Raw genomic sequence first — 4,447 nt, forward strand, 5'->3', positions numbered from 1 at the left:
AAACCAAAAGCTTTAGCTTAGCGCGTTTCCGGAAATCCGTCGGATTTCTAAAACGCACTACTCATAGCTTTGGCGTTGTACGCAATTTGAGAAACCGAATGAGAAAGAAGAAAAATTTGATTTTTATAGTAATTCTGTTAGTCGGAATTGGACTTCTACTCTGGAATTTCGGATTCTTTAATCGCTATAATTATTTAACTGCAAAGTCTGACATTTCAAATAATAATCCTCAAATTGTTTTTATTGGAGAATCAATGCTAACATCTTCAGATATTAATAAAGTCAGCAAAAAATACGGATTTAAAGTTGTGAACTATGGTTGCTTAATTAGTCAATCAGAACAAAACGGAATTGAAAACTACAATTCCCAAATGGACAATTATTTGGATGAATTAAACGGAATTGGTTGGAAATCTGAATACAAAAAAGAAATAGACTCTTTGATGAAGCTCGCTAACATTCCGAAAACAGCATTTTGGATTGAGAAAAATGGAAACGGAAACTGGTACAATGTCGATTGGATGCATAATCACAAAAACAATGCGACATTGTCTATTTATGATAAATATGGAGACATTGTAACAAAAGGACGTTTTATGATAATCTGTCCAAGTGACGAAATTGAATTTATGGACGAATTAGAATCGAAAATTGACTTTTATGATGGAGAAAATATTCAATTAAAGAGTAATTGTTATTTAATGAAAAGAAAATAAACTGCGTACAACACCGTATATAATTTATTGCTAGTTCGAGCTTGCTTACGAAAATCCTCGCGGATTTTCTATTCGGTTTTTATTTGCTAAATTATGTGCTTAAAACACGCAACAAACCATATACAAACACGTTGTAATCAATAGCTCAAAATGAAAAAAAACTTGTTATTAATACTTGTCCTTTTTCCTATAATAATGGTCGGACAAAATGATAATAATTTTGAAATTCAAGCTGATAAACCATCTAGCAGAGAGCTTCAAATATTTAAAGAAAAGTTCAATGTTTGGATTAAGTCAATCAAGAATGATTCTCTCAAAACAGATTTCAAACCCGAAAGAATGATAAATAATTTCATTCTGTTTTCCGAAAATGGATTAATGATGAAAGACTTAAAATTTCACTCTGCTGAATCTTGTAAAAATGAAATCATTGCAAATCTTCCGAGTAGGGAAAACAAGGCTAAAGAAAAAGATTGGATTTATGTGACTTTAGAAAGTCAAGTGAATAAATCCGAATTAATTGCAGTATTGACTTTTCTTAAAGAAGAGAATATCGACTATAGATTCGGACAAGAAGATGAATTTATTCCTCAGATGATTAAACAATAAAATACTGGAGGGACTTTACTCAGTCACAACTGTTGCGCAGATGGACTTTACTCGGATGGAGAAAATATGAAAACCCAAAGATTCGTGCTTACTCGAACGTGTCGCTACTGATTACAACAAAGGCTATAATTAATGCGGACTTGTGTCTAATTCGCAAGGTCTGTGTATATTTATAATGTCGCTAAATCTGTTGGATTTAGCTTTGGACAAAACAAAAAACAAATCAAAACCAAAAGCTTTAGCTTAGCGCGTAGCTGGAAATCCGTCGGATTTCTGCCCCGCACTAATCATAGCCCAGGCGTTAGCGGCAATAAGCTATTAATAAATTAGAGCAGCTACGAGGCTTTCCCATTTTTTACTTTTTGCACTATATTTTCTTCTCGGTTCGCAAGTGACAACGTTTATCGGAAAAGTAAAAAATCTACGGTTTTCTTATTCATAGTTTGTCCGAATGCTTTGGTCTGTCCTTTAAAAAAGAGCAGCTTTCGGGACTTTATCTTTTGCCGCCAGCACGCAATCTGTGCGCAATCGTTATGCGGACGGACTGATGGTTTGTCACTAGTTGTTTAAGTTCTTTAAGCCTTCTAAACTATATCTATGTCTACCAAAGTTCGTCGATGGATGGAAAAAGCGGCAAAACTACGGGTATTGTCCGTTTCGCATGTCTTTGGGGTTTGGTCTGCGCCGCTTAATGCCGCTAACATAACCTATAAGTAATGCGTGGCTTGGGGTTTTATAAAATGGTTTGGCTATATTTATAAGGTCGCTAAATCTGTTGGATTTAGCTTTGGACAAAACAGAAAACAAATTAAAACCAAAAGCTTTAGCTTAGCGCGTTTCCCGAAATCCGTCGGATTTCCCAAACGCACTACTCATAGCTTTGGCGTTAGCATTAATTAAAAATCCAATTGTGTTATAATGAATCAAAAGGAAAAACAATTTGAAAACTGGAAAAAAAACACATCGAGTAGAATAAAAAGTTGGAAAAAGGGACTCATTGATGATGATGAAAAATTAGAGTTAGACTTTTCAGAGAACTCTCTTTTTAAATTGGAAAATTACATAATTAGTAAGTACAGCCCAATTGATTTAAAAAATCAAGAAAAAAATATTGAACTCGACGGAATTGTTTCGTACATAGGTGAAACGCTTATTCGCTTACTTCCAGAATCAAAATGGATTATCTATACTAAAGATAAAACTAATGTTTATTATAACTTACCTTGTGTTAATACAAAATATAGTGGTTCTATATCTGTCCATTTTCTATTGAGAGAAATATTAAATGCGAAAACATTCGATATAATCGAGACCCGTTTAAAGGCAGTTCGAAAATGTGATGAGGAAATTAGAAATCACTTAAATGAAAACTAATGCTAACAAAGGCTATAATTAATACGGGGTTTTGTGCTTAACCTAAAGTTCAGGCATATTTACGAAGTCCGCCAAATCTTTTGATTTGGCTTTAAAATGAAAAAGATAAAACAAAATAAAAAGTTTTGGCTAAGTGCTTAATCGAAAGTTAACTGCTTTTAATTCCCGTACTAACCATAGCCGGAACGTTAGCAACAAGCTCAAAATGACTTTAGAGGAATTTAAACTATTGCATTATAGATTTTCAAAATTACCGCTTCCAAAAGAGGTTTGGGAATCGGAAGAATATGGATTATATACTGACCTTCTTCATGATAATAAGGACTTTTTCAATTGGACTCTAATGGACAAGTTTGAAAAATCTGGATTCGAATCTTCAAAGTATTGTTGTTTGGAAATGGCGGATAAAATTTATGAAGGACTAGACGAAAAAGGTAAAACGGAATACGGTAATGTGGACATTGTAATGCGGAAATGGGACGACGGAACTTATGGGATTCCTATTCACGATGGCGGAAGTTCAATAATAGAAATAAAGTTTTGTCCATGGTGCGGAAACGAACTGGAAAAAGCCAGTTGCTAACAAAGCCTATAATTAATACGGACTTCGAGTTTTAGGCTAAGGTCTGTGTATATTTATGAAGTCGCAAAATCTTTGGGATTTTGCTTTCGACAGAAAAAGAAAAATAAAACCAAAAGCTTTTGCTTAGCGCGTAGCTGGAAATACGTCGGATTTCTGCGCCGCACTAATCATAGCCCAACCGTTGTAACACATTTGACAAAAAAAGATGCATTTTAGAAAAAATAATAGTACATCAGGGAACAGCCATATAGCAGAGCAGCCAAATATTTGTCCTCATTGCCATGTCGCTAATGAACCGAGGGAACTTTTTAAATGGTTCGATAGAAAAGAAAATAGACTTTTATCAACTTGGGAATGTAAAAATCATAAATGTGGAAGGATATTCGTCGTATCTCACAAAGAAGAAGAGGTTGGCGGACAGTATAAGGTCGAAAGAACCTTGAATGGACTGCCAAAAGGACCAATTTGGCCAGAACCAATTTTGAATTTAAAAGACGGAAGAACCATTGGAACTGAAGAAGAAAAAGAGTCAAAATTCATTAAGACATATTTACAAAGTTTAGAGACAGAATCGAATGGTTATGATGAAATTGCTGGAATGGGCTACCGTAAAGCAATTGAGTATTTAGTTAAAGATTGGTCAATTCAGACAAACCCTGCTAAAAAAGATGAAATTTTGGGTCTTTGGCTTTCGTCAATTATTAAGAAGTATTTCAAAGGAGATTTGAAAGAAATTTTGGAAAGAGCAACTTGGCTTGGTAACGACCAAACTCACTATAATAAGCTATTTGAGGAGTATAATATTGAACATCTAAAAGAGTTAATCGATTTAATAATGGTTGAATTGGACAGGGAGTTTAAGAAAAGACATTATATAGAAAACATAGAGAAAAGAAAATAAAACGTGTTACAACAATGGCTATAACAAATAGGGCATAAAGTGTTATATCTAAAGGCTTCGGCTTGCTTGCTAAGTCCGCCAAATCTTTTGGATTTGGCAATTAAAAAAGAAAAAATAATTACAAAACAAAAAGCTCTGGCTCGCAGACCAGACGGAAACGAAAAGTTTCCTTCCCTGCCCTACTTGCCATAGGTACTGTGTCAAAAAACAAGTTTTTTCTTTGATAATTTAGGAAACAGGTTGATTTATCAAACTGTTATCCCG

General features: G+C 34.1%; 5 protein-coding genes. All 5 read left to right on the forward strand.

Annotated features, from left to right (window positions below):
* Positions 1-716 (forward strand): FEKKY domain-containing protein (locus PXC01_RS18290; RefSeq protein WP_276473711.1); only part of this gene is annotated, 716 nt, incomplete at its 5' end.
* A gap of 150 nt (positions 717-866) precedes the next feature.
* The gene (locus tag PXC01_RS18295; protein ID WP_276473712.1) at positions 867-1,325 is read left to right on the forward strand and encodes a hypothetical protein; all 459 of its coding nucleotides are present in this window, start codon (positions 867-869) and stop codon (positions 1,323-1,325) included.
* 918 nt (positions 1,326-2,243) lie between these two features.
* Positions 2,244-2,699: a hypothetical protein gene (locus tag PXC01_RS18300; protein WP_276473713.1), complete on the forward strand. Its 456-nt coding sequence runs from the start codon at positions 2,244-2,246 to the stop codon at positions 2,697-2,699.
* Positions 2,700-2,904: 205 nt separating this feature from the next.
* On the forward strand, positions 2,905-3,282 hold the full coding sequence (locus PXC01_RS18305; protein ID WP_276473714.1) for a DUF6980 family protein: 378 nt from the start codon (positions 2,905-2,907) through the stop codon (positions 3,280-3,282).
* Between the two features lie 205 nt (positions 3,283-3,487).
* Positions 3,488-4,183, forward strand: a complete 696-nt coding sequence (locus PXC01_RS18310) for a hypothetical protein (RefSeq protein WP_276473715.1) — start codon at positions 3,488-3,490, stop codon at positions 4,181-4,183.
* Positions 4,184-4,447 lie beyond the last annotated feature (264 nt).

It is taken from the genome of Maribacter huludaoensis (assembly GCF_029350945.1).
In the GTDB taxonomy this organism is placed as follows: Bacteria; Bacteroidota; Bacteroidia; order Flavobacteriales; family Flavobacteriaceae; genus Maribacter; species Maribacter huludaoensis.

Coding starts and splice junctions, on each gene's coding strand:
- PXC01_RS18295 (WP_276473712.1), top strand. CDS start 867: ATGAAAAAAAACTTGTTATTAATACTTGTCCTTTTTCCTATAATAATG.
- PXC01_RS18300 (WP_276473713.1), top strand. CDS start 2,244: ATGAATCAAAAGGAAAAACAATTTGAAAACTGGAAAAAAAACACATCG.
- PXC01_RS18305 (WP_276473714.1), top strand. CDS start 2,905: ATGACTTTAGAGGAATTTAAACTATTGCATTATAGATTTTCAAAATTA.
- PXC01_RS18310 (WP_276473715.1), top strand. CDS start 3,488: ATGCATTTTAGAAAAAATAATAGTACATCAGGGAACAGCCATATAGCA.